Source organism: Campylobacter concisus (genome assembly GCF_902460595.1).
Classification (GTDB): Bacteria; Campylobacterota; Campylobacteria; order Campylobacterales; family Campylobacteraceae; genus Campylobacter_A; species Campylobacter_A concisus_BL.
In genome coordinates this window covers 807,839-812,947 of record NZ_CABPVA010000001.1, presented here as the reverse complement: position 1 = coordinate 812,947, position 5,109 = coordinate 807,839, and the positions used below count along the sequence as shown (strand labels likewise).

The 5,109-nt window shown below is 40.0% G+C and carries 4 protein-coding genes; 1 reads left to right on the top strand and 3 read right to left on the bottom strand.

The window, feature by feature from the left end; genetic code table 11:
• Both F3G86_RS10400 and F3G86_RS03960 read right to left on the bottom strand, forming a co-directional pair.
• On the bottom strand, nt 1-561 hold a 561-nt coding region (locus F3G86_RS10400), incomplete at its 3' end, for a hypothetical protein (RefSeq protein WP_188116409.1).
• A 115-nt stretch (nt 562-676) separates the two neighbouring features.
• Nucleotides 677-1,738: a TRAP transporter substrate-binding protein gene (locus F3G86_RS03960; RefSeq protein ID WP_103558887.1), complete on the bottom strand. Its 1,062-nt coding sequence runs from the start codon at nt 1,736-1,738 to the stop codon at nt 677-679.
• Nucleotides 1,739-1,830: 92 nt separating this feature from the next.
• Here F3G86_RS03960 and pyk point away from each other — a divergent pair, with 92 nt between their 5' ends.
• Nucleotides 1,831-3,282, top strand: coding sequence for a pyruvate kinase (pyk, locus tag F3G86_RS03955; protein ID WP_149723047.1), 1,452 nt, complete (start codon nt 1,831-1,833; stop codon nt 3,280-3,282).
• A 653-nt stretch (nt 3,283-3,935) separates the two neighbouring features.
• On the opposite strand, the gene dnaJ is transcribed toward pyk, so the two are convergent.
• Entirely contained in the window at nt 3,936-5,078 is a 1,143-nt protein-coding gene (gene dnaJ / locus F3G86_RS03950; RefSeq protein ID WP_148786968.1) for a molecular chaperone DnaJ, read from the bottom strand.
• Nucleotides 5,079-5,109 lie beyond the last annotated feature (31 nt).

Genomic DNA, 5,109 nt, shown 5'->3' with positions numbered 1-5,109 from the left:
TATATATCTGTTTTTGGTAAATTTTATCCCACTTGCTTCATCACCTGAAAGTGTATATGTTATTTCGACAACGTAGTAGTCTAAACTTAGATCGATTACTCTTACTTCATCATTATCATCGATATAAAAATAGCCCAAGTCATAAGATGGTTTAAATTTTTCATAATCTTCACTGCCAATAAATTCTTTTATTTTATCTTTGTAAATTTGTGGAGTTTTTATCTTTTTTCTAGTCTCATTTTCATAATCAATCCATCTGAGGTAATATTTTTTACCATTAGATAAAACTCTAGGTAATTTTTCATTCATAATAGCTTGATCATTTAAGTCAAAATCTCTATTATTGTTTTTAAAGAAATCATCAAGATACTTATCCCTCTCTTCTTCTCTCTTATCTATCTCCTTCTCTAACTTCTCATCAAATACATAAACACCACCATACTTTTTAGCAATGCTCTCTTGTTCGCTAGTTAGATCAGAAATTCTTATAAGGCCATTAAAATAAGCAAGTGGTAGCAGTATAAACAAGCAGATAAAAACTATAAATTTGACTTTTTTCATCTCTTTTTCCTATGAAATTTTCACTATTGTCTTATTTTTTGCTTTAAAGTCTTATTGTGATTAGTTTTTGTGGTGGTTTTAAATTTTAAAAAGCAGGGAGAGCTCCCTGCTGTGGTTATTTCTCTTCGTTTGTTTTGATGTAAGCGTAGTCAGAAATTTTAGTCCATTCTCTTGCTTTTTTGAGGAAAGCTCTTTGAGACTCGACGATCTCTTTAAATAGTGGATCTTTTGCGCTCTCTTCATCAAGTAGCTCGTTTGTAGCCTTTTTAAGAGCTGCGATGACCTCTGGTGGGAAAGATTTTACTTGGATGTCTGGGTACTCAGCCTTCATCTTGTCCCAGTACTCTACGTTTGCGTAAAATACCTTAGTATTTACATCTCTTGCTACTTCAGCAGCAGCCGCTTCAAAGATCGCTTTTAGATCATCTGGAAGTTTTTCATACGCATTTTTGTTGAAGAAAAACTGAGTTTCGCCATCTGGCTCTTGCCAGCCTGTGTAATAGTATTTTGCCACTTTGTGAAAGCCAAGTGCCATGTCATAAGCTGGGCTAACCCACTCGACTGCATCGATAGTGCCCATCTCAAGAGCCATGTAAAGCTCTCCAGTTGGGATAGTGTTGATGTTTGCGCCAAGTTTAGCGTAAATTTCACCGCCAAAGCCTGGAATTCTGATCTTTAAGCCTTTGATATCATCAACTGACTTGATCTCTTTTTTAAACCAGCCGCCCATTTGCATGCCAGTGTTACCAGCTCTAAAAATTTTGATGTTATATGGATCAAAAACTTTCGCCTCTAGCTCTTTGCCGCCGCCAAATTCATACCAAGCTGTTTGCTCGTCGGTATTCATCATAAATGGTGTCGCTGTAAAAAACATTGTCTTAGGGTCTTTGCCCTTGTAGTAGTAGCTAGCTGTGTAGCCGATGTCGTATTGACCGCTCTTTGCAAAGTCAAGCATCGCAAAAGGTGACTTGTGCTTTGACGGGTAGTCGATCCTGATCTCAATGCGGCCGTTACTCATCTTTTCGACCTTCTCTTTTAGCTCTTTTGGAACGTCACCAAGCACTGGCATAGTGCTCTCCCATGAGCTTGCAAGCTTGAGCTTATAGACTTTGTCATCTCCCATGGCAGCGCAAGCAAGAGCTGCTAGGCCAAGAGATGCTAATAAAAATTTATTCATACTCTCTCCTTTAAAAATTTTGCATATTATACAAAAAATTTACATTATTAAATTGTGTTATAATCGCAAAAATCAAATTACAGGGCATAAAAATGATAAAAAAGACGAAAATAGTAGCGACTTTAGGGCCAGCAAGTGACAACGAAGAGACGATGGAAGCGATGGTTAAAGCAGGGGTTAATGTTTTTCGTTTAAATTTTAGCCACGGAACACACGAATACCACAAATCAAACATCGATAAGATAAGAAACATCGAAAAAAGACTAAACAAACGCATAGGTATCTTGCAAGATATCTGCGGTCCAAAGATCAGAGTTGGCAAGCTTTGCGAGCCATTTTACTTAAAAGCTGGCGACGAGCTTAGCATTTATGCCGAGGATATCGTGGGCGAGAAGATCGAAAAGGGCGTTTATAGAGTGAGCCTAAATCAGCCTCAAATTTTACCTATGCTAAAGGCTGGCGAGTACGTCTATCTCTACGATGGCTCGATCAGAGCAAGAGTTACAGGCGAGGGCAAAGATGTGGTAAAAACCATTATCGAAAATGACGGAATTTTAAACTCAAACAAAGGCGTAAATTTCCCAAATACCACCCTTGGTATCGACATCATCACGCCAAAAGATAAAGAAGATATGGAATTTGGCGCAAAGCAGGGCGTAAATTTTGTCGCCATTAGCTTCGTACAAGACGCAAATGACGTGATAAAAGCAAGAAATATCTTAAAAGAATTTGGCTCCAAAGCGGCTATCTTATCTAAGATCGAGAAATTTGACGCGGTCGAAAACATAGACGACATCATCGCAAAGAGCGACGGTATCATGGTAGCTCGTGGCGATCTTGGCATAGAAGTGCCATTTTACAAGGTGCCAACCATACAAAAGCTCATCATCAAAAAGGCAAATGCAGCCAGCAAGCCAGTCATCACAGCAACTCAGATGATGCTAAGCATGGCAGAGCATGAAACTGCCACAAGAGCGGAGATCAGTGACGTGGCAAACGCCGTGCTAGACGGCACTGATGCGGTTATGCTAAGCGAGGAGAGCGCGATCGGCAAAAACCCAGTCGCAGTCGTTGAGGCGATGAGCAAAACGATCATCCAGACGCAAAGCATCTATCCATACAATAAATTTGACGAATTTGACTTTTTTGACGAGACTGACATGGTCGCAAATAGCGCAGCTTCGCTAGCTGTTCGCATCAAGGCCAATGCGATACTCTCTATCACAGGCTCTGGCAAATCGGCCATAAAACTAGCTAGAAACCGCACAAACATCGACATCATAGCTATCGCGCACGACGAGCAGACGGCTCACATGCTGACTCTTGCTTGGGGCGTGACGCCAGCGCTTGTGCTTGAAAAGACAAAGCTAAATGTCCTACTTGCAAATGTCATCAAAAAGGCTTACGACGCTGGATACGTCGAGCATGACAAGACCTATCTCGTCACAGCTGGCCACCCAACAGGCGTAGAGGGTAGCACAAATCTCATACGTATCATCAGACGCGACCAGCTTGATTATTACCTAGACCTTGCAACCGAGTAAATTTATGGATTTTAGTGCCTGATATTTTGGCACTAAAATTTCTTTTAAATTTATACGCTTTTATGCACTTGCCTTAATTTATATTTCTACGTTTTTGCCACCAAATTTTGAAGTGTGATATGCTGGATCTAAATTTGAAATTTAAACTATGTGCTTTAAAATAAAACTACTACTTTTTCGTAAATTTTAAAACTTCATTCACTCGCAAGAGTTGACTACTGATTTTAGGCCTCGTAAAGCTTGCCACTAAAATCAGAGCCGAAATTACTCGTTCAAGAAATTTTAAAATTTGCGAAAACTTACTTGATAGCAAAACGCATGCGGCACGATAGTGCTATCGCATGCACTTCTAACGTGCGAGGGGTTTAGGGGATTTAAAAAGGGGGATAAGGGGACGGCCTCGTAACTCGAGTCCCCTTGTCTCCCTTTTTGAATAAAAAGAAATTAAAGCTATTTTGCAAATTTTAAAATCTTACTCACTCGCCTTAGCAGACTACTAAATTTAGATCTTGCAAAGCTCGCCACTAAATTTAGAAACGTGATATGCTCACTAATAAATTTTAAAATTTGTGTGAAATTTACTTGTAAAAATTAGGATATAAAATTTATTTTAAAGATTTTGTGACGCCAAATTTAGCGTCACAAATCTAAATTTATTTTTTCTTTTTGCCTTTTGGCTCGTCGCCTTTAAACCAGCTTTTTATCTTATCAAAGACGCTCTCATCGGTGCTTGACTTGCCTGAAACTATGCCAAAACTAGCTTGAAGCTTGTTTAAAAGCTCTTTTTGCTCGTCGCTTAGTTTGTCAGGTGTTTGGATAGAAATTTGAGCTACAAGTCTGCCTTTTTTGCGTGAATTTACGCCCTTGATGCCCTCATTTTCAAAGATAAATTGCTGTTTATCTTTCGCGCCAACTGGCAGTTTTAGCTCGGCTTCACCGCGAAGTGTTGGGATTTTTATGCTCTCGCCAAGAACAGCTTGGGTAAAAAAGACTGGAATTTCTATATAAACATCGTCATTGTGGCGGATGAAGTGCTTGTCCTCTTTTACGTTTATGCTCACGTAAAGATCGCCTTGAACGCCGTTTGCACCGATATTGCCTTTGCCAGCGACCCTCATCCTCATGCCACTATCAACGCCCTCCGGGATCGTGATTTTGACACTTTGTTGCTGGATTTTATAGGCTTTTGCGTTGCAATCAGGACATGGCTCGCTTATCACTTCGCCAGATCCGTGGCAGTATGGGCACTCTTGAACGATATTCATAAAGCCATTTCCACGTGTGATCCTGCCGCTTCCGCCGCAGTGTTGGCAAGTTTTGTTTTTGCCATCTTTACTGCCTGTTGCGTTGCATGTTGGGCAAGGCACTTTTTGATCAAATTTGATCTCTTTTTCGCAGCCAAAAACAGCTTCGTTAAACTCTAAATTTATAGGAATTTCAAGGTCGGCTGAGTATTTTTCGCTTCGTCGTTTTCTCTGTCTAGAGCCACTGCCAAAACCGCCTCCAAAAAACGAGTCAAAAATGTCTGAGAGGTCAAAATCAGCGCTAAAACCACCGCCACTGCCAAATCTACCCTCAAGCCCTTCTTTGCCGTATCTATCGTAGATAGAGCGCTTTTGCTCATCGCTTAAGACCTGATAGGCTTCGTTTATCTGTTTAAATTTCTGCTCAGCCTCTTTGTCGCCAGCGTTTCTGTCTGGATGGTATTTTAAAGCGAGCTTTCTAAAGGCTTTTTTTATCTCGTCACCACTTGCATTTCTTGAAATTTCAAGGATCTCGTAATAATCAAACTCCACATTTTTCCTTGTTTATTAAGCTTATTTTAAA